At 50.7% G+C, this 26,561-nt stretch carries 20 protein-coding genes; 13 read left to right on the forward strand and 7 right to left on the reverse strand.

Going from position 1 to position 26,561, the window contains the following annotated elements:
- Positions 1-113: 113 nt before the first annotated feature.
- The 3 genes from AC0YNS_RS18460 to AC0YNS_RS18470 all read right to left on the reverse strand — a co-directional run bounded on the left by AC0YNS_RS18460 (position 114) and on the right by AC0YNS_RS18470 (position 7,191).
- Complete coding sequence (locus tag AC0YNS_RS18460; protein WP_475782425.1) at positions 114-4,130, reverse strand: FtsX-like permease family protein; 4,017 nt, start codon at positions 4,128-4,130, stop codon at positions 114-116.
- Entirely contained in the window at positions 4,124-4,828 is a 705-nt protein-coding gene (locus AC0YNS_RS18465) for an ABC transporter ATP-binding protein (protein ID WP_475782426.1), read from the reverse strand. Before AC0YNS_RS18465 ends, AC0YNS_RS18460 begins: the two co-directional genes overlap by 7 nt.
- A 113-nt stretch (positions 4,829-4,941) precedes the next feature.
- Positions 4,942-7,191 (reverse strand): peptidase G2 autoproteolytic cleavage domain-containing protein, encoded by a 2,250-nt coding sequence (locus AC0YNS_RS18470; protein WP_475782427.1) that lies wholly within the window; start codon positions 7,189-7,191, stop codon positions 4,942-4,944.
- A gap of 283 nt (positions 7,192-7,474) precedes the next feature.
- Between AC0YNS_RS18470 and AC0YNS_RS18475 the strand changes: the two genes are divergently transcribed.
- Both AC0YNS_RS18475 and spoVB read left to right on the forward strand, forming a co-directional pair.
- Positions 7,475-8,383, forward strand: coding sequence for an amidoligase family protein (locus AC0YNS_RS18475; RefSeq protein WP_475782428.1), 909 nt, complete (start codon positions 7,475-7,477; stop codon positions 8,381-8,383).
- A 435-nt stretch (positions 8,384-8,818) separates the two neighbouring features.
- Complete coding sequence (gene spoVB / locus AC0YNS_RS18480; protein WP_475782429.1) at positions 8,819-10,366, forward strand: stage V sporulation protein B; 1,548 nt, start codon at positions 8,819-8,821, stop codon at positions 10,364-10,366.
- Between the two features lie 98 nt (positions 10,367-10,464).
- On the opposite strand, the gene AC0YNS_RS18485 is transcribed toward spoVB, so the two are convergent.
- Both AC0YNS_RS18485 and AC0YNS_RS18490 read right to left on the reverse strand, forming a co-directional pair.
- Positions 10,465-11,178, reverse strand: a complete 714-nt coding sequence (locus AC0YNS_RS18485) for a phytanoyl-CoA dioxygenase family protein (protein ID WP_475782430.1) — start codon at positions 11,176-11,178, stop codon at positions 10,465-10,467.
- A gap of 135 nt (positions 11,179-11,313) precedes the next feature.
- Positions 11,314-12,582, reverse strand: coding sequence for an alkaline phosphatase (locus tag AC0YNS_RS18490; RefSeq protein ID WP_475782431.1), 1,269 nt, complete (start codon positions 12,580-12,582; stop codon positions 11,314-11,316).
- A 191-nt stretch (positions 12,583-12,773) separates the two neighbouring features.
- On the opposite strand from AC0YNS_RS18490, the gene AC0YNS_RS18495 reads away from it, so the two are divergent.
- The gene (locus tag AC0YNS_RS18495; protein WP_475782432.1) at positions 12,774-13,217 is read left to right on the forward strand and encodes a cupredoxin domain-containing protein; all 444 of its coding nucleotides are present in this window, start codon (positions 12,774-12,776) and stop codon (positions 13,215-13,217) included.
- Between the two features lie 380 nt (positions 13,218-13,597).
- Here AC0YNS_RS18495 and AC0YNS_RS18500 read toward each other — a convergent pair whose 3' ends face one another.
- Positions 13,598-14,134: a nucleoside/nucleotide kinase family protein gene (locus AC0YNS_RS18500; protein ID WP_475782433.1), complete on the reverse strand. Its 537-nt coding sequence runs from the start codon at positions 14,132-14,134 to the stop codon at positions 13,598-13,600.
- A gap of 210 nt (positions 14,135-14,344) precedes the next feature.
- Between AC0YNS_RS18500 and AC0YNS_RS18505 the strand changes: the two genes are divergently transcribed.
- Both AC0YNS_RS18505 and AC0YNS_RS18510 read left to right on the forward strand, forming a co-directional pair.
- A complete protein-coding gene (locus AC0YNS_RS18505) occupies positions 14,345-15,493 on the forward strand; it encodes a LacI family DNA-binding transcriptional regulator (protein WP_475782434.1) in 1,149 nt (382 codons plus the stop codon).
- A 122-nt stretch (positions 15,494-15,615) separates the two neighbouring features.
- Complete coding sequence (locus AC0YNS_RS18510) at positions 15,616-18,363, forward strand: alpha-mannosidase (protein WP_475782435.1); 2,748 nt, start codon at positions 15,616-15,618, stop codon at positions 18,361-18,363.
- A gap of 366 nt (positions 18,364-18,729) precedes the next feature.
- Here AC0YNS_RS18510 and AC0YNS_RS18515 read toward each other — a convergent pair whose 3' ends face one another.
- Positions 18,730-19,662, reverse strand: coding sequence for a manganese-dependent inorganic pyrophosphatase (locus AC0YNS_RS18515; protein WP_475782436.1), 933 nt, complete (start codon positions 19,660-19,662; stop codon positions 18,730-18,732).
- A gap of 295 nt (positions 19,663-19,957) precedes the next feature.
- On the opposite strand from AC0YNS_RS18515, the gene AC0YNS_RS18520 reads away from it, so the two are divergent.
- The 8 genes from AC0YNS_RS18520 (at position 19,958) to AC0YNS_RS18555 (ending at position 26,133) form a co-directional block, all read left to right on the forward strand.
- On the forward strand, positions 19,958-20,809 hold the full coding sequence (locus tag AC0YNS_RS18520) for a helix-turn-helix domain-containing protein (RefSeq protein WP_475782437.1): 852 nt from the start codon (positions 19,958-19,960) through the stop codon (positions 20,807-20,809).
- A gap of 129 nt (positions 20,810-20,938) precedes the next feature.
- Positions 20,939-21,754 (forward strand): phytanoyl-CoA dioxygenase family protein, encoded by an 816-nt coding sequence (locus AC0YNS_RS18525; RefSeq protein WP_475782438.1) that lies wholly within the window; start codon positions 20,939-20,941, stop codon positions 21,752-21,754.
- Between the two features lie 167 nt (positions 21,755-21,921).
- Positions 21,922-22,221 (forward strand): Dabb family protein, encoded by a 300-nt coding sequence (locus tag AC0YNS_RS18530; RefSeq protein WP_475782439.1) that lies wholly within the window; start codon positions 21,922-21,924, stop codon positions 22,219-22,221.
- A 95-nt stretch (positions 22,222-22,316) separates the two neighbouring features.
- On the forward strand, positions 22,317-23,057 hold the full coding sequence (locus tag AC0YNS_RS18535; RefSeq protein ID WP_475782440.1) for a phytanoyl-CoA dioxygenase family protein: 741 nt from the start codon (positions 22,317-22,319) through the stop codon (positions 23,055-23,057).
- Positions 23,058-23,184: 127 nt separating this feature from the next.
- Positions 23,185-23,859 carry a C40 family peptidase gene (locus AC0YNS_RS18540; RefSeq protein ID WP_475782441.1) on the forward strand — a complete coding sequence of 225 codons (675 nt, stop codon included), beginning with the start codon at positions 23,185-23,187 and terminating at the stop codon, positions 23,857-23,859.
- 110 nt (positions 23,860-23,969) lie between these two features.
- Positions 23,970-24,770, forward strand: coding sequence for a helix-turn-helix domain-containing protein (locus AC0YNS_RS18545; RefSeq protein ID WP_475782442.1), 801 nt, complete (start codon positions 23,970-23,972; stop codon positions 24,768-24,770).
- Positions 24,771-24,785: 15 nt separating this feature from the next.
- Positions 24,786-25,778 carry a lipoate--protein ligase gene (locus tag AC0YNS_RS18550; RefSeq protein ID WP_475782443.1) on the forward strand — a complete coding sequence of 331 codons (993 nt, stop codon included), beginning with the start codon at positions 24,786-24,788 and terminating at the stop codon, positions 25,776-25,778.
- Between the two features lie 130 nt (positions 25,779-25,908).
- Positions 25,909-26,133: a hypothetical protein gene (locus AC0YNS_RS18555; protein WP_475782444.1), complete on the forward strand. Its 225-nt coding sequence runs from the start codon at positions 25,909-25,911 to the stop codon at positions 26,131-26,133.
- Positions 26,134-26,561 lie beyond the last annotated feature (428 nt).

Here is a 26,561-nt window from a genome sequence, read left to right on the forward strand (position 1 = left end):
TTAACACTTATATATACCTCCAGCTCTGGCGGGTAAAATAAACGTCTGTGCCATTCATCAGTTGGACTTTTTCAGTGGCAGGCATTCACAGTGGCAGGGCTATTTATAACCTTTTAGTCCAGCTGCAGCCAATCCCGGAAAAACGAATCATCTCTCATTGCAAGATAAGCCGCAGCGAATCTCACGAACTCTTTCGTATCCACTTGCTGATTCTGATACTTCTCATAATAAGCGTGCAAGAAAGCCATACCTGCATCCTTGCCACCATATCGATCAAACAACTCTCGCATTTCTATGGCCGGCTGTGCATACATCGACTGGATGACATCATTTGACTCGTACGCGGAAAGCGGTAAGTTCGAGAATACCCCACCTGATTTATAGAACTGCTCATCAAACGAGAAATCATCCAAATAGTAGGCTGTGCTAAGCTCCGCCATACCCTCATCCAACCATCCGTCGACATAAGGATCGTTGCTTACCACATTGTAGAACCATTGATGGGCTAACTCATGCACCAACGTATGTTTTTCCTTTGCCGAATCGCCATCCACCGTCACAATCCCCGGGTACTCCATTGAAGATACATTATCTATCGCAACGTCAAGCTGTTTGTACGGATAATGGCCGATATGCTGCTCGAAGTATTGGAATGCTTTTGCGATAGTGGGAAGTGCCTCTTCCGCTTGCTCCTTCCATTTACCCCATACGCGAATGTCGACACCATCCACCTTCGTCTCCACGAACGTCAGCTCTTTCGATACCGTTACCATCAGTTCTTTCGCATGGGAGAGATGAACGTCGCCCGAATTTGAAGGTATCGTCGCATCTTCATCCGATGAGCTAATTACCTGGTAACCGCTTGGAAGCTCATAGTGAAGCGTGAAGTCACTAAACCCGGTAAGGTAAGATTCGCTTTTTGGCGTATAAGGTTGCTTATTCCAACCACCCTCATACGTCGCCAGCATGGGATACCACTGTGCTAAATAGTAGCTCGCACCAGACTTCGTGTAACGAATTCCATGCTCCGGTACTTGAAATGAATAGGTCACTTCGACCTTTGCATGATCTGAAGGCAATAACGACTTCATTAACGGAACACTCAGCTTGTCCCCTTCAAGAGTAAAGGAAGTACTCTCTCCTTCGACAGCAACACTGCTGATTTCAAATCGCGCAGATGCCTGGTACAATCGTGGGTCATCCTTGTTGGTAAACACATTGGGAATCATATAGAACACAAGCTTGTCCCAATCTTCAAGCGATTGGTTGTTTACCTCAATAGCCGCCTCAACACTGAATTCCGCTTGATCATTCATCCGCAGTTGCAGATCATAAGAAGCCCTGCTCCCGTTCTTCACGAACTTAGGCGTATAACCAGCTAGCTTGCCGACTTCTACATCAGCATGAGGAGCTGCGAATGCAACTACGTTTGCATCTACTGATTGTGCCTCTCTGCCCAGATCTAGCATGACTAAACGTCCGATAGCTGATGCAGCAACGAGCAGTGTAACCATTGCCGCCACTATAATAATCTTCTTCATGCGCTCTTCTGACTGCTTAGCTGTCGTATAACTACCATTCATTCCTACTATCGGGGAAAGGGCTACCGCCATCTCCGCAGGAAGGATAGAGCCTAATATACCAGTGAGTACAGGAACCACGCCAACCACAAGCAGATACCACAGCTCATCAACCGGCACCTTGTGATACAACAACGCGATGAAAAGAACACCTAATACATAAGCCAATAAACCAGCCAAAATTCCGGCTATCATCCCCTCGTACCAGACAAGCTGACGAATAGAACGATTTCGCCAACCCAACGCTTTTAGCAGCGCAATTTCCGGCTTTCGTTCGGACACATTTTGCCAGACGATTTCCGCCGTGGTGAGCACAGCGATTAATAAGCAAATGCCAATCGCAATGTAGTGCATGCTCCCAATCTCTGCAGCGGCATATTGGCCAAGCCATGAAGTATAGAACACACCTTTCAGCCGTATCGTCACAAACACGAAAAACATCAATAACATCGTCGGAACCGCCATCGAAATCACCGATAACCAATTCCGCTTCAATTTACCGTGAAAATGAGCCGCAGCCAACTGAAACAGATGGCGAACCGGCGTAATTCTTCGAGTAGAAGCGATGTACTCACCTGAGCGCAAAGCTTCCATAGGCTTGATACGACCCACTTGTAGGAGTGGTGCAATGACGCCAAGCAAATAGATAACGAACCCGCAGCCCCCAATTAACAGAAATCGAGACAAGGAGAGTTCCGATCCTCTGGCAAAAATGAAATACGCTTCAATTGTCCACGTCACCAGCGCAACAAAAACTCCGATCAACAAAGATTCTACAAGGAGTAAGCGTCGCAGGTTCGATTTTCTCCACCCGATTGACAGCATAATAGCAAATTGTTTCTTCCTAACGAGAAAGGAAACCATATTCGTAGCTGCAACATAAATCATCGCTACTCCGATTACCAGCAGTAGCATGCCTGAGAAACCCAATTTAACCTCACTTACTATCGTGAGCGCGGCGCCGAGTTTAATCCACATCTGCTCCATCCAACCGATTGCGCTCTGTGTTCCGCTTGCTGGAACTTGAATCAAAACCGGCTGCGGCGAAGACCCCATCATAATATCGGTTTGTAACCCGGTTTGATCTTCGATGGCTGCGGCAATCTGCGCCAGCTTGGCTTGATTGGCATCTGAAACCTCATTGACTCCCGCTGCCTTGATTCGAATGACAGAGATCGGCTTGTCACCTGTTATCAACGAAGCAGCATCGAGCGTTGTCAGCATTGTAGGTGGACTCGTCAAGAAGCCGAGCGGATTGTTGACCGGTTTAATGGTCGATTGCGGATTTGCTGGGCGACCTTCAGAATCGAAAACAAACTTTGCTGACGGTGCTCTGTATGTATCCATTGGAAACAGTTGCTCCAGATCTTTAGATACCTGGAGTTTGGTAGGATCATAGAGCCCAATATATGTCGCTCGCAATATTTGTCCATATATAGCATCCGGATGCTGCGCATCGGTAATTTGCTCATACGGGCGATAGTAGTCCGGAAATCGCTCGGCAGACGACAGTGTCGCATCAGGGAATGTTTGTATCTGATACGTGTAAGGCCATCGATTCGAGAACGGACTCTTCATTATTTTATAAACAAGGGAAGTCGCTTTCTGCGCGAGGGGGAGAATATCCGGGTCTGACTGCGACATCATAAACTTCTCTGCCTGTCTCGCATTAGCATCCTCCAGCGTGTCCTGATAGATATAGCTTTGAGATGAAACCGACTTTAATTGCTCCAGGAATTTTAACCCGCCATTTGCTTTAACTTTCTCTGATACTTGCGCCACCTGGGCTTCCGTTTCATAAGGGACGTCCAGTTTCTCAAAAACAAACTTATATTTCTTATCTGTAAATGGCCGATTACTCATCAGGATTGGAACATCGACGGCTCTATAACTCCCACCATACATCTGATCAAAATCATAAATCTTGCTGCTATCCGTAGCATCAAAATATCTGGAAGTATAGGACGCCAGAACAGCCTTGTTCAATCCTACTAATTTGGCTTCTTCAACGGGGTCAATGCCTACCAGCAAGGTCGTATCATAGGTAAACAGCTTGACTTCCGGATCATCTAGGGGGCCGTAGTAAGCATAGGAGGACAACGGGACTGACGTCTGAAGTTGCACACCATTATCGGTTGTCGTTTGAACCTTCATGCGATACATGCCGTATTCCTTTAATTTATACCATTGATTAAGCGGCAGCATATATTCCGTATACCCAATTACAGCCAGCGGCGCTGCAATGCTAACCCCCGGAATCGCTCTGATTTGCTGCAACTGTTTGCGACTGATCCCACCGTTAATGCCATCTTGAAAATTAGGCTCAAACATGTGGTTTACTTCATCGGTTGCCCGAGTCCCCTGAGGACGAACAAGGATATCATAAGAAACCTTCCATTTGTTCTCCAGCGTTTCCATGACGGTCCCTTTGTTGGATTCATTCAGACCAAACAGAAAGCTAAGCCCTGCACTAACAATGAACACACCAACAAGCATGATGAGAAATCGTTCCTTATGGCGCCACCAATTGGACCAAATGAACCTTAGCATGTGCTGCCGCCATTTACGCTGAGATTCCGATCTTCCACGACACGTCCATCTCTTATCTCAATCAACCGATCCGCCTTCTGTGCGAGCTGCATATCATGTGTAACCGCCACGATGCCGCAACCAAATTCACGTTTCAGCTGATGCAGCAAATCATAGAATAGCTGCGCATTACGAGAATCCAAGTTTCCGGTTGGCTCGTCAGCAAGCAGCCAATCCGGCTCATTGACCAGCGCTCGTGCTATTGCAACGCGCTGCTGTTCTCCACCGGAGAGCTGTGACGGAAGCGAATCTTGTTTGCCTGCAAGACCCAACTGTTCAAGAAGCTGTGCAGACTTCTTCGTATAATCAATCTTCGTTCTCCGGCCAAAAAAAGGCGACATGACGTTCTCTAACGCAGTTAATGTAGGCAGAAGATGAAAATGCTGAAATACCATTCCGATTCGCTCGAATCGAAAGTCGGCCAATCGGTTTCCCTTTAATGCGGCAACATTGACGTCGCCAAATATAACTTGTCCCGAGGTCGGTTGATCGAGCGTACTGATCAGGCTGAGCAGCGTGGATTTTCCGGATCCGGACGCGCCGACGATAGCCGCGAATTCATTACGCTTCAAAGAAAGCTGCACTTGATTCAGTACCGGTGTCTCAATACGGTCGCCGGAATAAACCTTCTCGATATCTAATAGCTGAATGACTTCCATCACCAGACACCACCTAATATAGGAATATATTGTTTTCTGATCGTATCATAAATGAAATCAATAGAAAAATAGACTGAAAAAAAGAGCTGCACGCCATCCGCAGCTCCTTCCCCTTACTTCACAAATATCCGCACCTGATTCGGCCCGGTCCGCTTCATGACGCGATAACCCGCTGCGGCTGCCGTTGCTTCTCCCTCGTCGTTCGACATGCAGTAGCCCCCGGGCACGCATGTGCCGTCATCCCGAACGAGCAGTTTGCCGACCACGCCGACAGCCACCCACTCCGGACGCTGCGAGCGCGGCACATAGTCAAACGCCTCGTTCCAATCCGGGTTCAGCATGGGCTCTGTCTTGATACCGGCAGGTCTCAATACATTGCCCGCACCATCGAGCATTTCTGGCACATCCACCTCATGGTACTGAATGCGATCCCATTCATCCGTGACAAACAGCTTATGCCAGCGCAAATCGCTGGAGTCGGCGAGAACTGCCGGTCGTCCGCTGACTACACCTAGGATGTAACTGTCCGAGGCCGTTGCTCGGCGGATTTTATCACAAGCCTGATCGTCAAACGTAACCAAATAACCAACATCAATTCCAAGCCCATCTGCCGTTTCGAACATCTCGGCATAATCGGCAGCGTTCGGCGAGCTAACTGTACCATCCAGATACAAATTACCGGTCAGCCCTTCAATCACGGCAGAGTTCAAAGTTGGCCCTACCATTAGCCCGTTGGCCAAGTGCCATGAAAACGGAAATCTGGTTGTCCCATTCTGGCCCATAATGTGTGCCCCGGTATGAGACATATCGACAATCGTATTTTCACCTTCCGCATGAGAGGACGCCGCAAACGCTTTCGTAGCGGAGCCTTCCGCATGCGATGCTTGACCGCCTGCCAGCGTATCGGCTCCTTCTGCATGCGAATAAGGTCCATTCGCGCTTGTGCCGATTCCCTCAGCATGGGAAAACGGCCCGCTCGCACTCGTGTTTGCGCCTTCCGCATGTGTCCCTGGGCCACTCGCAGTAGTCTGAAAGCCCTCCGCATGAGCCGCCGTTCCGCTGGCCACGGTTGTTTGGCCTTCGGCGTGCGAAAATGCTGCCAGAGCCCTAGGTCCAAAAGCAACAGTCACATCATTCGTGCCGCCTTCCGCATGGGAAGCAAATCCGATCGCTATCGTGCCTACCCCTTCGGTATGGGAGCTGTCACCCGATGCAACGGTTGGCGCAAAATTACCAAGTGAATCCACCGCGCCACCTTCCGCATGAGAAGCTCGGCCGCTTGCCGTGTTGCTCTCTCCTTCGGCATGGGAGGCCTGGCCGCTCGCAATCGAATCCGCGCCTTCCGCATGCGAATAAACGCCGCTTGCACTTGTTCCTATCCCTTCGGCATGGGAGAAACTCCCTCCGGCAGTCGAGTTGGCTCCTTCCGCATGCGCACTGGGTCCACTGGCGAGCGTTTGGAACCCTTCCGCATGAGCGGCCGTTCCGCTCGCGACAGTGGTTTGACCCTCAGCATGGGCAAAGGATGCCGTCGCACGAGGGCCGGGAGCAATCGTAACATCTACGGTCCCGCCTTCCGCATGGGAGCCGTCTCCGCTTGCTTCAGTACCTATCCCTTCGGCATGCGAAGAAGATCCGATGGCTTGGTTTGGTGCGGGATTGCCTAACAGATCCAAGCCTCCACCTTCCACGTGGGAAGCCCGGCCGCTTGCCGTATTTCCTTCCCCTTCCGCGTGCGAATTCAAAGCAAGCGCTTGCGTATTGCTGCCCTCCGCGTGAGATGAACCGCCGCCGGCTACAGTCTGAGACCCTTCCGCATGAGCCGCAGCCGCAGACGTTAAGGTCTGATAGCCTTCGGCGTGCGAAGCATCGCCGGCCGTTGTAGATTGGTACCCCTCCGCGTGGGAGGTATCCGCATTAGCCGTCGTTTGATAACCTTCTGTATGGGAAGCTGCACCATTCGAAGTGGTTTCCCTGCCTCCGGCATAAGATGCAGAACCATTCGATACCGATGATATTCCCTCCGCATGCGAAGCAAGACCATTGGCTACACTCAGATACCCCTCTGCATGGGCAGCATCTCCATTGGCTGCGGTTGAACTTCCTTCCGCATGGGAGGCAACTCCGCTCGCGAAAGTCGCCGTTCCTTCCGCATGGGCGGTATCCGCCAACGTTTGCGTCTGATAGCCTTCCGCATGGGCTGCTCCTCCCCCTGCCGTCGTCCCGCTTCCTTCGGAATGCGAAGCATCCCCGTTCGCGGTTGTTTGCAGCCCCTCAGCATGGGAAGCTATACCGTTCGCGGTTGTATCACGACCTTCCGCCTCTGAGCATTCACCGACTGGATTTTGATTACAATCCGCCACTGCATTCACTCCTTTTCCATAGAAAAACTAGCTAAACATCGAGATGGATAAAATCCTCTCATCTATTAATCTATGTGGAATGCGCCAACTAGCTTGGACACTTCGCTTCCATTCCAGGAGGAATGTCTTTCTCAGAGGGCGAATATTGTAAGCGATATCCAAATCAATCAGGAGGCGAGCTGACAATGCCTAAACTGAAAATTCCCCGGTAAACCCGAGGTCCACCTCTCCTTTCGGAAGTATGACAAGTTAGACTCATCATACAAACGAGAGGAAGATTGCAATGTGGCCCCAAACAGTAGATTGGAAGCAACTGAAGTTCGGCGTTGAAATAGAGTTTATAGGCGGTAAACCAGCGGAGCTGGAGCTGCTGCCCGGCTGGGAAATGTCTTTGAATGAGCATCAAATAGATGAAACCGGAATCGAGTCCGGAAGTGAGCTGAAGCCCCCTCCGATTCTATGGGAGGAGCGGGATCAGATTCGCATCATGCTGAGCCGGCTTCAAGCGCAGGGCGCCACTGCCAATTGGAGTTGCGGACTTCATGTACATGTCGGTATCGAAGCATGGGGAGAACAAATGGTGCTCCCACTCCTAGATGCGGCACTGGTTTATCAGGATACGCTGAAGGCTTTGCTGCAAACGAGCGAGCATCGCCTGCTCTTCTGCCCGCCGGTAACGACAGCGATGCGTGAGCGATTCGCGTTAGATCCTTCCGCCCTAGCCGTACACAACGCCGGCCGACCGCAATCTCACCGGTGCGGGATCAACGTAGCCTCTTGGTTCGATATCGGTACGGTTGAAATCCGCTACGCCAATGGCAGCGTGCATGTGGATGAAGTGCTGCATACGATTGAGCTATGCCTTCGATTCGTAGCCGCAATCGGAGCCGGAACGAAGCTGCCGCTTGAACGGGGGCAATTCGCGGCTGCTCTCCATGCGCCGGCAGATGGCTATCCCCCTTCGATTCCTGTACCACGCTGGTATGAGGAACGAATCTGGCTTGAAAATATGCTTATCCCTCTCCTAGAGCCGATTGCCCAGCAGCTTGTGCCTGGCGGTGAGATTCATAACCTGCAGCCGGTATCGGATGGGCTGTTAGTTGTCATTGAGAACCCCGATGGAAAGCTGCAGCAGTACGTCTTGGATGCCCCAGCTGACGGCTGGCGACTAAAATGCAAGCTGACAGAATGAGCCTGCGTAACGAATTGGTGACAATTCCTTAGTTGTGATTGCCTACTGATTCTCTAACGGTTGTCAGCGTGGCTATTTCATGAAATAAACACCTTATAAAATTCTAACGGTTGTGAGCATCGTTATTCGATGCCAAGTGGGTGATTTCTATCGAAAAATGCCCAAATAAGCCCGCCTACAACCGTTAGAAAATAAAAACGGGCTTTTAGGGCCAAATAGCCACTGTCACAACCGTTACAGGTTGGAAGAGCTCCTATGCAGTTCGGAAATAAAAACATGGGTTTCTCGACACTCTGAAGCCAGCCGCGATCACAGCGGCTGGCTTTTTGGCATGGGTATCATACCGATGCAACTTCTCACTCAGCCACAGCTCGTTCGCATGCTTTTCCGAATGATGAATACATTTAAGTATTCGAGGATCAGGAGGAACGAAACATGGCACAAAAGAAGGAATCGTTCATGAGGGGGACGATGGCCTTATCTGTCGCTGCTTTCATCAACCGCATTCTTGGCTTTATCAGCGGCATGTTTGTCGCTCGCGCACTGGGAGCCGAAGGTATCGGCTTGTTAATGATGGCACACCCTCTCGTGCCTCTTGTGATTACGATTACGGAACTTGGCCTGCCTGTTGCGATATCGAAGCTGGTCGCGGAAGCTTATGCTCGCGATGAGAAGGTGAAGGTCAGGCGTATCCTGCATGTTTCACTTGCCGTGACCGGCTTCTTAAGTGTAACGCTAACGACCTTCTCCCTGCTTGGCTCGCACTGGATCGCATCCATCCTGCTGAGTGACCAGCGCGCCTACTATGCGATGCTGGCGATTACGCCGATCGCGCCGATTGTCGCAGTATCTGCGGTACTGAAGGGATACTTCCGAGGCGTTCAAAGAATGAAGGTTATCGCCGCTTCCGACGTGCTCGAGTATTCGGTGCAGATTGCTTGCGTGCTCGCGATGGTACATTTGCTGCTGCCCTACGGAGTCGCCTATGCAGCGGCAGGTGCGATGGCCGCCTCTGTCATCAGCGAAGCCATCAGCCTCACTTTCCTCGTGGTCAGCTATAAGATGCGCGGTGAAGCGAAGCTGCCGGGCGAGACTTGGGCCGGTCATCTAAAACAGGGCAGAAAAACACTCACCGAGCTGCTTCAAATTGGCCTGCCGACAACCGGTCAAGGCGTCGTGCATTCGGTATATAGTGCATTCCAGCCCCTGCTTATTGCCACAAGTCTCGCGCTGGCCGGAATAAGCACGGCGCTAGCCACGAAGCAATTCGGGATGCTGGCCGGTTACGCCTTTCCGCTGCTCTATATGCCTAGCTTTATTACGCAATCCCTATCTACCGCGCTCATACCGGCAATCGGCGAAGCGGCCGCGAATAAGAATGATCGGCTTATGCATGAACGGATGAATCAAGCGCTGAACTTAGGACTGCTTATCGGTGCACCGGCTACCGTAATCCTGTTCGTATGGGCAACTCCGCTCACGACGCTTGTCTATGGCGCGCCTGAAGCGGGATTACTGCTCCAAATATTAGCGCCGATCTTCTTCCTTCACTACTTCGACGCTCCCCTGCATGCGATTCTACTCGGACTAGGCCGCGCCAGTGCTACGCTCTGGAACTACGTCGTGTCCACATCGTTCAAGGCCATTGCCATCTTCGTGTTCGGCAGCCAATTCGGCATTGTCGGCGTCACCTTCGGCATCGGTATCGGGATTATCATGCAATTCCTGCTGAACTTCTTCTCGATATCCGGCTCAATCGGGATCTATATGAGCATTGGGCCTTATCTAAAGGTCGGCATTTGCATGCTGCTGATGGCGATTTGCGGCCGTTGGGCCTTCGACTATTTAACTGTAGTCCAAGGCTTTCCGCAACTCTGGAGCTCCGTTGGTTCCATCCTCTGCGCGCTGCTGATCTACTTCGCCGCACTCCTATCCATGGATGCTTTGCTCAAGGCAAGCCGCTCCATCGTGATACCGAGATAATCAGCTCGCTTGGCCCCTTCTAATACGCCGGACACCAAAAAAACCGTCTCAACCGTTGCTCCCGGCAACCGGTTGAGACGGCTTCTATATTTTCACCGCTATGATCGGCGGTGGCGATAGCCGGACAATACAGTGCGATCCTCAAGCAGCTTGCCGGTTTCCGCATATCGGCAATTAGCCGCCGCCACTTGGAAAGCGTAGGCACGACGCGGAATATCCGTATGATTGCGCTTGCTGTGATGCAGCGTTTCGCGATGAAAGAATACCGCATCCCCCGGCGCCATCGGCTTACACGGGATGCCATTCTCCGGGTCAGCGGCCCGCTTATGACCGCCTTCCGCATTCAAGTTCGGCTGTCGTCCCAGCCGATGCGACCCGGGAGCAAGCCACAAGCCTGCATTATCCTGCGTGATCGGATCAAGCGCAATAAACCCATTCAGCATATGCCCTAAGATGTGCGTGTATTGATTATCTTGATGCCATTCAAGCCCACTGCCATGCGGTGCTACAACAGCGTACATGCCCATCCAAATTCGCACTCTGTCGCCAAGTATCGTTTCGAGGACACTCACGATATCCGGGTCCGTCAGAAAATCAGTCGTCGCCGGAAACCTGTCCCTCTCTTGCTCCACATTAATAATGGCTTGGCTCCTCCATTTGCCGTCTCCCTGTTGATTGGCGAATTCAACATGCTCGGCATTGATGGCATCCACCGCATGAGCTGACAGCAAACCCGGCGCATAGAAGTAACCTTCCCGATAAAATTGTTCAATCATGTCTGGGGTCAAAACAAAGTCCGTTATCTCTGGCACTAGCTTCCCACCTCCCAGGATTGTTCATTTATAGGATACACTCCCATTCTGAATCCCCGCAAACCTGCCTGTCAATACAAACAAAGAAGCTAGCCGCGATTTCCGCAGCTAGCTTCTTCATCCATCACCATACGCTTATTTATGTGCTTTATATCCCATCGCCTGCATCAGCTTAGTGAAAATTTCCGTGTTCTCGTAGCTGCCTGCGAACAATTGCGCATTCTTGCCCATTACAGTTACCGGAACATCCACTGCCGTATGACCGGAAGTTGTCCAGTCTACAACAAAGTTTTGCTTGGAGTTAGCGATTGCGAACGGACCGTCTTCCTTGGAGATGTCATCGCCAGACTCGTCTTTTTCATCGACTGCTTCTATGGAGAAGCCGCCAGTTTCATGGTCAGCAAGCACGAGTACAAGCGTATCCGGGTTTTTCTTAGCAAAATCCTTCGCGATTTGCACGGAGCGATCCAGCTGTTGACCTGCTTTAATCGTCATTTTGGCATTGTTTTGGTGAGCGAACTCATCCGTGCCTTCTTCTTCTACCATCAGGAAGAAACCTTTTTTGTTGGCGGACAATGTTTCAATCGCCTTCTTCGTCATATCCGGAAGCGAAACGACCGGGTTGTAGATATCCCCTTCGCCCTCAGCACGCTGTTGGAACATTTCTTCGTTGGCGAACAGTCCAAGAAGCTTGCCGCCTTTCGCTTTTTGCATATCCGTTTTGTTCGTCACATAGCTGTAGCCCAATTGTTTTGCTTTATTAATCAGGTTGCCTTGTGTGCCTTTGCTTTTCTCCGATGGATCTTCAGCAGGCTCGTCCTTGAATTTACCCGCCTCACCGGCTGGGTACCAGAAATCTTCGCCGCCGCCGAGAAGCACGTCAACCTTGCTCTTCGTCAAATATTGCAGCGCGATATCGCTTTGCTTGGCGCGGTCTTCAACATGGGCGCCGAATGCTGCACCGGTAGCATCCGTTACTTGGCTCGTTGTAACAACACCTGTCGATTTACCTGCATCCTTCGCATATTCCATGATCGTTTTGACCGACTTCTTATCGGCATCCATTCCGATAGCGCCGTTATACGTTTTTACGCCACTGGCATAGGCCGTAGCAGATGCCGCTGAATCCGTTACCGGATCAGTCGAGCTTGTATGAATTAGTCCTACGAATGGCATAGCATCCATTGCCAAACTGCCTTTTTCACCGACAGTAGCCAAACGGATCGCGTTACGCTGTGCTGTACCCATGCCGTCTCCGACGAACAGAATAACATTCTTTGTTTGCGAAGAAGCAGCCTCTGCCTTGTCAGTCGACGGTGTAGCCAGGATGCTTGTCACAACAAGCGCTGCTGCCGCTGTTGCAGCAAGTGTGCTTTTCAATCCAACTCTTTTGTGCGAAACCATTTTCCTACCTCCTAATGATCTTTTCTACTTGAGTTTACAAATAGTAGATTAAGAGGATGTTTTCTAGATGTGTACTTCTTGTTAAGCTGTTCAAGCAATTCTTTGAAATTCACCCATCATTTTCATATTCATTTCATATTACTATGTTACGATGGGTAATGATTCCATATTGGTAGAGGAGTGATAGAAACATGAAAGCCAAATTCGCAATACTTGCAGCAGCATTACTACTCATTGCAGCATTAGTCAGCGCCTGCGGGAATAACAACGGCAACAACGGCAATGGCAACAGCAACAATGGCGAGAATGAAGGCAAGGCTACGAATGAACCTTCTATGAACGCGGCTGCAGATCCGGCAAGCGGACCAACAGTAGAGATCAAGCTCGAGGCCAAGGATTTCGAATATGATCAGCAGGAAATTCACGTGAAGAAAGGCGATCATGTCAAAATCACGCTTCACAGCGACGACGCCGGTCATGGTTTCTCGATCGCGGATTACAATGTAGACATCAAAGGTGATGGCGAAGGCGAATTTGATGCCGCGAATGCGGGTACCTTCGAATTCCACTGCTCCGTCATGTGCGGTTCAGGTCATCGCGATATGGTCGGCAAGCTGATTGTTGACGAAGCTTAACGATTCGATGGTTTACCAAATAACAATGGCTGCGCATCACTGCGCAGCCATTGAACAATAATGTTTCAAGCCTTTAATCTGCCCGAGCAGTCTCGGTTTCGGTGGGAATAAAGTTTAACGGTTGTCAGCGTGGCTATTTCATAAAAATAAGGCTTTTTAAAAGGCTAACGGTTGTGACAGACGTTATTTACAGCATATGGGGCTATTCCTAGTGGAAAACGTTCAAATAAGCTCGCTGGCAACCGTTAGAAAATAAAATAGGCGAATTTATGCCCAATAACCACTGTGACAACCGTTAGAGCTGGAAGCGACAAAGCATGCGCTCATCGCAGAGAGTTTCTCGACAACCTTAATGGCTGCGCATCACTGCGCAGCCATTGTTATTGTAGAGCAAGTAGAATGCGATCGACCATTTCTGCGGTACTCTGCGTACCGTCGATGACGATGTCCGAGTTTGGTTTGACACTTCTTAGCATCTCCAGGTAAGCATCCCTGCCGCGGGATAGATAGTTCGATAACTCATGTCGCAGATCATCCATCGACCGATACGCATAATCGCGCAATATCCTTCTGGCTGCCGCAACATCAAGTGGCGTATCTATAAATATCGTCAGATCAATGAATTCATGAATGTCGTTGTTCAAATAGGCAAACGGATAATCGAGCAATAGATACTCAAGCTCAACATCCTGCAGATAAAGCTCAATATCTTTCCGTAGTGAGGTAAGATTCCATTCGTTATAATCGGCTCCTCGTTCCACCCAATCACAGATATCCTCCGGACTGTCCTCAAAGTCATAGTCGTCAAAATATAAAGCCTGCGCATGCGCTAATCGTTCAAGCAGCTGCTCGGTCAACGTCGTCTTCCCGCCCCCGGAAACAGCAGCAATTGCTATTACATAAGGTTTTCCGTCCATTATTGCCCTCCAGAATTGTGTTCATGCTCCTATATGGAACATTTTTCCCCATACCTTGCAAGCATAACACATCCGCCCCGAATTGGAATTGGCTTCCAATCCCTTCTCGCTTGCCATGCCAGATGCATGCCCTCTATTGTACTGGCCCTCCAACTTGCATTATACTAATAAAATATATATTAATGAGACGGATCGGTTTGGAGGATCAGCGTGAAAGAGCATAGACCCCGCTATCAAATCTTAATCGACTACTATACGGACCGCATTGCTTCGGAGGAATTGCGCGCAGGCGATAAACTGCCGACAGGGCCGGAAATCGCCGAACAGTTCGGCGTGAGTGCCATTACCGTCACTCATGCCATGAGGCAACTGGAAACGGATGGACTGATTAAGCGGATTAAGAAAAAAGGGACCTTCGTAACGGATCAAACGCCGCAACCGCTGGCTGGCTCTCTTACCGAATCAGGAGGAGCGGCAGGTTCGGTATCCATAGCCTCGATACTGCCCATTCCCGTCATCTCGCTCGTAATGCCGTTCAGCGAAACGATCGGCTATGAAATCTTCCGCGGTGTTGAGGAAGAGTGCGCTGCACAAGGGCTGTATGTGACGTTCCACAATTCCAAATACGACGATGCGGTCGAGCGGAGCATTATTCAGAAGCTGGCCAAGGATCGCGTCAGCGGCATCATCGTTTATCCGGTGTCCAGCTATAAGAACATCGATGTCTTCAGCCATCTTGCTATCGAGGGTATTCCGTTTACGCTCATTGATCGGAACATTGAAGGCTTGGAAGCACCGCTTGTCGTTTCCAACAATATTGAAGCAGGCTACAGCCTTGCTTCGCATCTCCTCCGTCTTGGTCATACACGGCTCGCCTTCGTATGCCAATCGTGGAAAGAAGCGGTATCCGTCAGCGACCGCTACAAAGGATACTGCAATGCTCTCATTGAAGCAGGCATTCCGCCTCAGCCCGAATGGCTGATTAACCTGGAGACGCTGAAGGTGAACAAGACTGCCGGCAATCCGTATGATGTGCTGCTTGACCATCTGCTTGCCATTGCACCTACGCCTACGGCTGCTGTAGCCGTGAATGACTATACCGCCACAGGCCTGCTCAAGGCTGCGCTCCAACGAGGAATCGCAGTACCGGAGCAGCTGTCAGTTACCGGCTTCGATAACCACTCCTTCACCGCACATCTCGAAGTGCCGCTCACAACTGTCGAGCAGGACTTCTACAGTATCGGCCGCGATGCGGCGAAGCTCGTCTTAGCTCCGGCACAGGAACGCAGCCGCTCCAAGCTTGTGCTCGGAACGAAGCTTATTGTGCGGCAATCGACCGGTAAACCTACCTTCCCATGACGCTTGAGCGGTCATGGGATTTTTTATATATATTTTAATAAATACGGATTTACAATAATCGGTGTTCGATTTATGATTAAAATATATTTTAATAATTCAAATGAAATGAGGTCTGCCCTTCTATGCCGACGCCAAAAGCAATTATACATGTTATTTCGCACACCCACTGGGATCGTGAATGGTATATGCCTTACGAGGCGCATCATGCCAAACTCATTCAAACCATGGATGGCTTGCTCGAAATTATGGATCAGGATCCCGAGTTTCGCAGTTTCTATCTCGACGGTCAGACGATCGTGCTCGAGGATTATCTGCAAGTGTATCCCGAGAAACGCGAGAAGCTTATAGAGCTGGTCCAAGAAGGTAAGCTCTCTGCCGGCCCTTGGTATATTCTGCAGGATGAGTTTCTGACCAGCAGCGAAGCCAATATTCGCAACATGCAGATCGGACATCGTGATGCGAAAGCGTATGGCCCTGTTTCCAAGCTTGGCTACTTCCCCGACTCCTTCGGCAACATGGGGCAGGCCGCTCAGATTCTGCAGCAAGCAGGCATCACAACAGCCGTGTTCGGCCGCGGCGTGAAAGCCACGGGCTTTAATAATAGCGTGTCGGAAGCATTGGACCTCGAATCGCCATTCTCGGAGCTGCACTGGGAATCACCGGATGGCTCACGGGTGCTCGGCATCTTGTTCGCCAACTGGTACAACAACGGCATGGAAATCCCAGAGGAACCGGCAGCGGCGCGTAAGTTCTGGGACAATGCCATCGCAAATGCATCTAAGTATGCTTCAACGCCGCATCTGCTTCTCATGAACGGCTGCGATCACCAGCCTGCTCAAGCGAATTTATCTGCTGCACTTCGGACGGCTCGCGAGCTGTATCCGGACTATGACTTCATTCATTCCAATTACGATGATTACGTCGCCGCCGTGCAGTCTACTCTGCCTGAGACGTTAAGCACAATCAGAGGCGAGCTTCGCGGTCAGCGTACTGACGGCTGGTACTCTCTCGTCAATACGGCTTCATCACGTATTTATATTAAGCAGCTCAACCAAGAGAATCAGACGATGCTGGAGAAGATCGCTGAGCCCTTGGCTGCTATGGCCCATGTGAATGGCCGCCCTTATCCGCACGGTCTGCTCAATTATGCATGGAAAACGTTGATGCAAAATCACCCTCATGACAGTATCTGCGGCTGCAGCGTGGATGAAGTCTACCATGAAATGAAAACTCGCTTCGAGAAGAGCAAAGGAGTCGCTGCTGCTGTAATCGCTGACAGCTTGGCTCACTTGAGCGCACAGATCGATACGGCGAGCTTCTCTTCCATTAGCTCGGACAGTGCGCCATTCGTTGTATACAGTACGAGCGGATACGCGCAGAGCGGCGTTGTAACGGTGGAGCTGGAGCTTAGCCGCCGCTATTTTCAGCCGAACGAGAGCCCATCGGACAATTCCAAATTTGTCCTAGAGCACACAACGGCCGATGGCTATCTCGTGAACCATCTGGGCGAGAAGCTGGATTTCACAAGCGTGGACCTTGGCGTTCGATTCGGCTATGATCTGCCGGATGATAAGTTTAGGCAGCCGTATTTTGCCCGCGTCATTGCTGTAACGTTCGAGACCGGAGCGCTTCCTGCGATGGGGTATTCCAGCTTTGCGTGGATCCCGGCGGCACAATCGGCATCAACATCGGCTCAGTCATCATCGCTAGTCGTTGCGGAGAACACGATAGAGAATGCTTACCTCCACGTTACGATTGTCGGTGATGGCAGCCTGACGATTACGGACAAACGATCCGGTGAGACATTTGCAGGGCTTGGTGTTTACGAGAATGTCGGCGACATCGGCAACGAATATATATTCAAGCAGCCGGAAGGCGACACCGCCATAACTACCAAAGGGCTGGAGGCGCAAGTTGTGCTTGTTGAAGACACAGCATACCGGGCGACGTATGAAATTACGCATACGTTCGATATTCCGGAGCAGGCCGATGAGCGGCTGCAGCAGGAAATCGCCACGATGGTGAACTTCCTGGACCGGAAAGCTCAGCGTTCTGCAAAGCGAGTACCAATCACGATTGTAACACGCGTTAGCCTCAGCCGTTCCGAGGAAGGTGTCCGTGTTCAAGCCGCTTTCAATAATCCTGCGAAGGATCAGCGTCTGCGCGTACTGTTCCCATCTGGCGTTACGGCAGCGAAACACTACGCCGACTCCATCTTCGAGGTCGCTGAGCGGGATACAATCCCGACTGAGGAGTGGGTGAACCCGAGCAATTGCCAGCATCAGAGCGCTTTTATCGATGTGCATGAGAACGGACGCGGTTTGACCATCGCCAATAAAGGCCTCAATGAATACGAAGTGATGCGTGACGGAGACGGAACGCTTGCGGTGACGATTCTTCGATCAACCGGCGAGCTTGGCGATTGGGGCGTATTCCTAACGCCGGATGCACAGTGCCTAGGTCCGAATGTCGCCGAGTGGATGATCCTCCCTCATAGTGGCGGGGATTCGCGATTCACCGCTTATCAGCAAGCATACGGTTTCCAAGTGCCGATGCAGGTCAACCAAACGGATGTGCATGTAGGTCCGCTGCCCGCACAGGGGAGTCTGCTGCAATGGAACGCTTCCGGATCGGGCCTCGCCCTCTCCAACGTGAAGATTAACGAAGATCGCGGCGATCTAATCGCCCGCTGGTATAACCTCTCCGGCGAATCGGCTGAGCTGACGGTCAGCTCGCAATCGCATGGCCGTCTGTACGAAAGTACTGTTCTCGAAGACGCGAATGCCGCGGGCGACTTAGGGACTGACGGCTTCGCTTCCGTGCCGGTTCCAGGGTACAAGATCATTAGCATCGGGATGAGTGCCGAGTAATAGACAGGCAGTCGATGCAGCAACCACGCTGCTAGAACAAAAGAAGTGATTATGCAGTCTGTCACCGGCGAATCCTATGGTGCATTCGAAGAAAATGTTACCCGAAAGGCAGCATTTTCTTCGTTTTCATGCCAGTAACTAAAAAATGTTGCCTAGAAGGCAACATTCCGCCATGGAGAGGTGGTTTGAGGCATCCATCAGACGAAAATGTTGCAGAATTCGCAGCATTTCATCATGACGCGGCTGTTTGCCTCTTAAATGTTGCCTATTAGGCAACATTTCGCCCCTCAATGTTCGGTCAACACATAAGAAAGAGGCCGATGATTGCTCATCGGCCTCTTCCCTATGTCCTAGTTCATTTATATCCTACAGGTTGCTAAGTGTTTCAGTCAGAACAGGTACGATTTGCGATTTGCGGGAAACTACGCCCTTCAGAACCGCTTTGTTGTCGTCAAGCTTCACGCTGTACGCTTGCTCAACGGCTGCCGCTTGTTTACCAAGAGCCAGCGCAACGGAATCGTTGTTCAAGATGTCGGTTACGACGAATACGAACAGGTCAAGGCCTTTGTCAGCGATGATTGTGTTCAGCGCCGCTTCGACTTCTGCTTGGCGGGACAATACGTCGTTTACGTCAACCGCGTTAACTTGTGCGATTTCCACTTTGTAGCTGCCCATCGAGAATTCTTTCGCATCAAGCGAAATCAATTGTGCGATTGTTTTGTCGCTGAGATCAGCGCCGGCTTTGAGCATTTCAAGGCCGTACGTTTCAGGAGTTACGCCTGCGATAGCTGCAAGCTCGCGTGCTGCTGCAACGTCTTCCGGCGTGCAAGTCGGCGACTTGAACAGCAAGGAATCGGAGATGATGGCCGAAAGCATCAAACCTGCAATGTTGCTGTCGATCGCAATGCCGTTTTCTTTGTACATTTTGTTAAGGATGGTCGCCGTGCAGCCTACAGGCTCGCAGCGGTAGTAGAGCGGGTGTGCAGTCTCGAAATTAGCGATACGGTGGTGGTCGATAACTTCAAGGACGCGCACTTTATCGATGTCGCTAGCGCTTTGCTGACGCTCATTGTGGTCAACAAGAATAACGTTGCTTGTTTCGTTCGAAACGGTCTCAACCAAACGAGGCGCAGCCGTTTTAAATTGATTCAGCGCGTATTGCGTTTCGCCGTTCACTTCGCCAAGACGAACCGCTTCAACCTCTTGGCCAAGCTTTGTTTTCAAGTCTGCATAAGCAATTGCCGAACAGATTGTGTCCGTGTCCGGGTTTTTGTGTCCGAAAATCAATGTTTTTGACATCTTCATACTCCTTATTCGCTGTTTATTGGGTGCTGGCGACCATAAGAACGCCGGTAAGAATAAATCCCTAATCGGTATTATACCGTTTATTGCCGTGAATTCCTATTCCATTACAGGCAAATTCATAACAGTTCTATATTTCGTCAAAAAGTTCAGGTGCCTTGTCCGCCCGAAGACGCATGTTCACCAATTGGAAGAGAGCATCGTAGAACAGCATGCAGCATTCTATACTATCGCGATATAATGAAGATAACCTATTATTGGCTTGTCCGAAAGCCGAAAGGAATGTGGCATTATGAATTCGTTCGAAATTGTCGGCACGCCAAGCGAGTTTGCGCGGAGTCATCTGTTCTTTGGATTAATCGGCGGTTATGATGCACCTCGATCGGATTTTCTCTATACACGCGACTATTATCCGGCTTATGAAATTCTGTTCATTACCAAAGGCAAAGGCGCCTTTAAGCATGCGAACCAGTGGATTGAGATTGTTGAAGGCGACTGCGTTGTGCATGACATGCGGCTGCCTCATGCTTATAAGACGGAAGCGAAGAACGCTTTCGAAATGTATTATCTGGTGTTCGACGGCATCGACATGGAGCATTTCTGGCCGAAGCTGTTCGGAGAACCGTCCTATTCCATCGTGCAAAATCTTCCTTCAGTCAATGAAATCCACAGTTTGCTCGAACAGATCGCAGCTCTTATGAGAGAGCAGCATCCGGCCTATGAGATGCCTCTGTCTGCGCATATCTATCAGCTGCTTATGGAGATTTTCCGGAAGCAGCGCGACTTAGGAGGTTCTTGGCTGACAAACCACGGCACCGAACCGGAGCCGCTGCAGCGGGCACGGGCATTCATGGATGCGAACTACCTGGAGGTCGAAGACGTATCGCAGCTGGCACAAATCGCCAATCTCAGCCTGTATCATTTTATCCGTCAATATAAGAAGCAATACGGCGTCACGCCGAAGGAATACGTCCTGCTCAAGAAGGTTCATCATGCCAAGCGTTTGCTCATCAGCACGTCTCTCTCGATCGGGGAGATCAGCGAGCAAAGCGGATTTGCCAGCTATAATGCCTTCCTGCATGCTTTTCTGAAAGTGCAGCATGATTCGCCGCGTGATTTCCGCCGGAGCTTGCGTCGCCTCTAATAGTGGCTGGGCCAATCTTGAAAACAGCAATTTATTGAGTTTAATCGGCAATTCGCCAGCTTCAATCATTTCTCTCTATATCGTAAACTAAAGTTAATTAAAGCGTTTACTGACTAGGAGGGTCTATGAATGAGCCTATACGGATTAACGAGTGAACAGCAATTGATGTGGGAACGTGACGGTTTTCTGGTGATTGAGGATTTTCTGAGCAGCCAAGAGGTCGATTCCATTAACGAAGACATGGATCAAGCCTTCCATGAATTCGAAGTCAATGGTCGCGTCAACCCAGCTACGGGCCAGTTGAACCATGTGAAGCAGATTTGCGGCATCATTGAGTATGGTGAAACCTTCGCCGGGCTTTTGGAACATAAACGGATGATGAACATTTTGCGGGATATGATCGGCAATCAATTCGTGATGATCGATAACGATGCCCTTCTCAAACCACCCGGCAAGATTTCGCATACCAACTGGCACCGTGACACGACTACGAAGATTTTCTTTGGCGATAAGCAAGCACCTTTCATGGTCAAAGTGTTCTACTTCCTCTCCGATGTGCCGTATGACGGCGGTTGCCTCGCTTTCTTGCCAGGCAGCATCCACATGAAGGATGAAGATTTGCCTAAAGTGGAGAAACAAGAGGATCTCCCGGGCCATGTCAGAATGAACGTCAAAGCCGGCACAGCCGTTATCTTCAACGGCTATACGTACCACTCGGCGCTGAACAATCTGTCTGATGTCACTCGCCGCTCACTCATTTACAACTACGCCCAATCCTGCCTGCGCACATGGCCTGGCTACGAACCTTCCGAAGAGCTCAAAGCCGGTGCAGTCTCGAATATGCGCAAAATGCTGCTAGGAGTAACGTCGTGGATGACCGATGCGAAAGCCTTCGAGGAAGAAGATGCCGCCGCTGCTTCCGGCAGCAAAATGATGATGGGTTAATAAACAAGGGTACCGGATTGCCGGTACTCTTTTGTTTTGGTTCATACATCCGCCTGCCACTATCATCCCCCGCTCTCCATTATCGCGAACGATTCTGCTATAATTCTGTTTGGACAGTCACCAATGAAACACCTGCTGTACAATCAACTATTAAAGGAGCGAATCCCATGTTTGAGCATATCGTTATTTTCAAAATGAACGCCACCGTCACACCCGAGAAGGAACAAGAGCTGGTAAACAGCCTGCTTACATTCAAAGGCGCTATTCCGGGCATCGTCGATCTCACTGCCGGACAAAACATCACAGAAGAAACCGGCAATATCCACGGTTACTCCCTAGGGCTTCGCGTAACGTTCGAGAACCAAGATGCACTGCGCGCTTACGGCCCGCATCCTGTTCATCAAGCGTTCGTGAAATCGCTGGACGGTCTGCTTGAGAGTGTAGTCGTCGTCGACTACCACATCTAATATCAATTTCAGATATATATCTGATAATACCAGCCATTGTCGCCGCCTCTCCTTCGCAGTAAGCTTGAGCTAATCAATGCGAGAGGATGAGAGCGATGAACAAAGTAGTCCCACGCTTAACAACGCCGATTACACAAGCCCAAATAGATCAATTTAACGAAGAGGGCTTCTTGCTGATTAAGAGCGGCTGCTCAGCTGACCTAATCGACGCCTTTAACGGACATATTTATGATTTGCGCGACGAGAAGCCGATGCCGGAGTGGGCTGCTTGCGAAGAGAGCAAGAAATATTCGATTCGTTTGTTCAACCCCCATCTGCATGACGGATTCGCGCGCCAAATGATGAAGCTGCCGATCGTGCGTGGAACGCTTGCTCAGCTCATGGGCCGTGAAGCCGTGTGCGTGCAAAGCATGTTTTTCTACAAGGAGCCGGGTTCCCCAGGGCAAGCGGCACATCAGGATTTCTATTATATCAAGAACGATCCGATGACGATGATTGCCGCTTGGATCGCGATGGAAGAGAGCGTCGATGAGGAGAACGGCTGTCTATGGGTCATTCCGAAGTCGCATAAGCTCGGTTTGCTTCCCCACGGTGCCGTTAAGAACATCGATGAGCATGAGCCTTGGACCGACGAGACGGAAGGAATCGATCTCAAGCAGGAAGTTCCGGTCATTATGGAGAAAGGCGATATCCTATTCTTCCATGAACTGCTCATCCATTCCTCTACTCGCAATCGGAGCACCGACCGCTGGCGCCGTTCTTATGTATGCCACTATATCCGCGAGGATGCGACGACTTCACGCAGCGATTTGCAGAAGAAGTTTCCGCTCTATTAATGCGAGTAAAGCCCGGCTTTGGATGCCGGGCTTTTTCTTTTTTCCAGCAAAACACAGGTTATCTCTCATATTAGATGCTGTTATGCTGAAGTGGTGGTCTATACATAAACAGAGTTGGAGGACAATCATGAGAAAGAAAACCATACTGGCGGCCATAAGCTTGATGCTTCTGTCAGGAGCCGCGCAAGCGACGACCTTCACTGGACAAACTCATGCAAGCGCTGTCACTTACTCGATCGGCGCATCTAGCGGAGTGGTTACGAATTTGCAGACTGATCTGAAGAAGCTTGGGTTTTTCAATTATCCTACTGCAACCGGTTATTATGGCACGGTTACTCGCGATGCTGTCATTGCATTTCAAAGTAAATATGGTCTCATCGCTGACGGCATTACCGGTCCGTTGACGCTAGACGCCGTTAGTCATGCGATCTTGAAGCAAAAGCTCACAGCAGATACATCCTCTTACCTCGGCATTCCTTATGTATGGGGTGGAACGAGTCCGGCAAGCGGCTTTGACTGCTCCGGTTTTATCTATTATATGTTTACGAAATTCGGCGTTTCGCAAACGCGGAAAACCTCTATGAACCTGTTCAGCCAAGGCTTCTCGGTTAATAAGTCGATGCTGCAGCCGGGGGATCTTGTTTTCTTCCATAATCCGTCAACAGGAGTGGTGGATCATGTCGGTTTCTACATGGGCGGCGGTTCGTTCATTTCTGCATTGTCCTCGAAGGGAATCTATGTGCAGCAGATGGACAACTCCTACTGGGGTCCGCGCTACGCAGGCGCAAGAAGAATTTATTAGCATGTTGAAGACAGCCTGGCGGCCATGCCGGGCTGTTCTTTTTTTGAGCTGCGCCATGTTCCTGTTTTGCAATTCGGGCGCTATAATGAAAGGAAGGAGGAACGATTCGCATGAGCTCAGGACTCCCTTACGACAAAATCACATCCGCCTACGCCGGCACCATCGTCTATCCGCCCAAAGGCACTTATGGACCTCGCCTTCAGCAGGATGTTCAGCTGGTGCTGCTTCATACCGGTGAGCTCGATCTGACGATCGATGACAATCGCTATTCTGTCAAAGCCGGACAAGTCGTGCTGCTGAAACCGCAGCATCACGAATATTTTGCTTTTGCCGAGTCGCAAGAGTCTTGGCATCGCTGGGTTACCTTATCGGTTTCTGCACTTACGGATGCTGAGCTCCATTATTTGGACAGCCTGCCCTTTAGCATGCCAATTCCGGAGGCACTCAATTCGGTGACCGATATGCTGCTTTCGTTGCAAAATGATTATTTAAAGCAGGACGAGCTCATGATAAGTCTGGGATATTCCGCCTTTCAATTGTTTGCCGCGAGAATCGCTCAAACCAAGCAGCAGCAAGAGCTGCATCCCAGCATCATTGCAGCATTAATCTATATTCAGCAGCACTACACAGAGGAAATCGCTCTTCCTGATCTCGCCGGAGCTGCCGGTGTATCTCCGGAGCACTTGGTCCGACTGTTTCACGTTCATCAACACCTGACACCGATCCGCTATCTCTGGCAATACCGTGTGCTCAAGGCAACCGAATTGCTCTCTCAATCCGGCCTTTCTATCGGAGAAATTGCATCAAGATGCGGGTTCAAGACTGCGTTTCATCTCTCGCGGCTCGTAAAGGAACAGACAGGCAGCACGCCTTCGGAAATCCGTAAAGCCGCGTGGGGAACGACGAATTAACATGGAGGACATGCGATGCGATTTATCGATAACGGCAACAACAACGATCCCTCGTGGAATCTCGCACTTGAAGAGTACGCACTGCGTAATCTAGGCAGCAACGGAGAAGATTATCTTCTCTTTTACATTAATGAACCTTCCATCATCATCGGCAAAAATCAAAATACCGCCGAAGAGGTAAACGGCGCTTACGTGGAGGAGAACGGCATTCATGTCGTGCGTCGCTTATCCGGCGGCGGAGCGGTCTATCATGATCTCGGCAATCTCAATTTCAGCTTTATCACTTCGGATGACGGGCGTTCCTTTCATAACTTCCGCAAGTTTACCGAGCCTGTCGTTGAAGCTCTGCGCAAGCTTGGCGTAGAAGCGGAGCTGAGCGGGCGTAATGATTTACAGGTCGGTGAGCGCAAAATCTCCGGAAATGCACAGTTTGCCTCCAAAGGGCGAATGTTCAGCCACGGCACGCTGCTGTTCAACTCCGAAGTCGATTCCATCGTTTCGGCGCTGAACGTCAACCCCGCCAAGTTCGAGTCCAAAGCGACCAAGTCCGTCCGGAGCCGTGTCGCGAACATAACGGAATTTCTGCTGGAGCCGCTCACGATGGCACAATTTCGGCAGTTTCTGCTGGAGTCGATCTTCGGCAGCAGCACCGAAATTCCGGCGTACAAGCTGACTGACTCGGATCTCGCCGCTGTGCAGCAGCTTGCGGAAGAACGCTACCGCAGCTGGGATTGGAACTATGGCCGGTCGCCGGCTTTCAATGTGCGGCAGGTCAAACGCCTAACCGCCGGCACCTTCGATGTTCGGCTCAATGTGCAGGATGGCGTCATTACCGAAGCATCTGTCTTCGGCGATTTCTTCGGGACTGCTGAAGTATCCCTCGTTACCGATCGGCTCGCAGGTGTAAGGTATACGGCTCAAGATGTTGCAGATGCGCTCGTGGATGTTGATCTAACTTTATGCTTCGGTCCGGTTGACCGAGAGGAATGGCTTGCATTGTTGTTCTGATTAAGCTGATTGGATGGCTTATTGGCTAACTGGATGAGTGAGTGGATGACTTACTGGCTAACTGGATGACTGGCTTACAGGAAGACTGACTGGCTCAAGTAATTCGAATGGAATGGGAGTGGGGAATCGCATGAACAAGGCCGATAATGTCACTTCTCTTAAAGCATTGCAAGCATGGAAATCCATCCCGCAGCAGCTTCGGGACAAGCTCGTCCGCAACGTATTCTGCGGGAATTGCAGCGGCGCCGTCGAAATCGTCGACTACAGCATCCGCGAGGAGAAACGTGCGCTGCTGCTAACCGGCAAATGCCGCACTTGCTCCGGCCCCGTCGCCCGCGTCGTCGAGAACGACTGACGCGGCAGCCATCGCGCGGCGCGCGGTGGCGCGTTCGAGTCGGCCGGGCTTTTTTGCCTCTGAGAGTCGCCTTTTGCAACTCTTAGCTCTCGCCAATGGCGAGTTAGGTCCCGCGATGGTGCTGAGAGACGGTTTTTCCGACTCTCAGCACTTTTTATTAGCGCTTTTGCCTCTGAGAGTCGCCTTTTGCGACTCTCAGATTTTTTTTGTTGGTCTTGCTCGGGCTGTAAGCGGTTATGCCTCTTATGACCGCAATTCGGAGTGGATCAACCACCGAATAGACAGTAATCTCGCTCTTGCTTGGAGCTGAGAGTTCCACTTTGGAACGCTCAGCATCGTCTTCCCCTTCGATTCACCTCCGAGAGTCGCGTTCCCGAACTCTCAGCCCGTGCCAAGGGCGCGGCCCACAGCATGCGACTCTCAGCCCT

Source organism: Paenibacillus sp. J22FR21 (genome assembly GCF_056269135.1).